At 39.2% G+C, this 1138-nt stretch carries 1 protein-coding gene; it reads left to right on the top strand.

Going from position 1 to position 1138, the window contains the following annotated elements:
- Window positions 1–66: 66 nt before the first annotated feature.
- Entirely contained in the window at window positions 67–1131 is a 1065-nt protein-coding gene (locus tag ACK1U4_RS12025) for a transposase (protein WP_419401987.1), read from the top strand.
- The last annotated feature ends 7 nt before the right edge of the window (window positions 1132–1138 follow it).

The following is a 1138-nucleotide window of genomic DNA, read 5'->3' as shown; positions in this document are numbered from 1 at the left end:
CTGAAGTTACGCACTTCAATAAAAACAAGGTATTATAAAAAAAAGCAAGTCACTAAGAGCCGACAAATGAATAGAGAGATGATAGAACTCTACAGCGACTATCTCATAGCCAGTTTTGGGCAAACTACTGCCACAGGGCTATCTCATTTACTACAAGGAGAAATTTACCATGACAGCATTACACGATTTTTGAATGGTGACACCTTAACAGCCAAACAACAATGGCAACTGGTTAAACCTGTACTACGTCAACTAGAAAATGACAATCCTGATGCAACAGGCTACCTCATTTTTGACGATACCATACAGCCCAAACCACACAGCCAAGAAAATGACACGATTTGCTGGCATTACCACCATACAGTGGGTCGCAACGTCAAAGGCATTAACCTGCTAAACTGCCTGTATCACCGCAGTGATATCAACATACCATTAAGCTTTGATATTGTCACTAAACCAAACATCATTATCGATGAAAAAGGCAAGCGTAAGCGTAAAAGTGATAAAACTAAAAATCAGCGTTTGATAGAAATGTTTGACCATGCGGTGAAGAACCAAGTCAAGTTTGACTATGTGTTAGCTGACTCATGGTTCTCTGCCAAGCATACATTTAAACATATCCGTAAAGCTAAAAAACACTTTATCTTTGCCTTAAAGACCAACCGATTGGTGGCTTTAAGCAATGATGATAGACAACAAGGTCAATTCGTTCGCATTACCGAAACAGCGATGCCAGATAATACCCCTGTACGAGGCTTTTTACATGACTATCAAGATGAGGTCTTGTTGTTACGCCGTGTCTTTACAAACAAGGACGGTAGTACAGGGATTTTATATTTGGTCTGTTCTGATTTAGATTGCGATGCTGATACCTTTATGAACGGCTATCAAAAACGATGGCACGTTGAGGTCTATCATAAATCCTTAAAGCAAAATGCTAATTTGGGTAGTTCTCCTGCTCATAGTCAAACGGCTCGGCACAATCATATCTTTTTAGCCATCTATGCTGTGTTTAAATTGGAATGTTTGAAAATTAAAACCAAACTCAATCATTTTAGGCTAAGATATCGGTTATTACTCTCAGCTTCTCAGTCGGCTTTTGCCGAATTAAAGCTGTTGAAGACTGCGTAACTTCAGT

This window comes from Moraxella sp. TY6 (genome assembly GCF_048551375.1).
Lineage (GTDB): Bacteria > Pseudomonadota > Gammaproteobacteria > Pseudomonadales > Moraxellaceae > Faucicola.
Note: the sequence above shows the minus strand (reverse complement) of the source record. Positions and strands in the feature narration are given on the sequence as shown.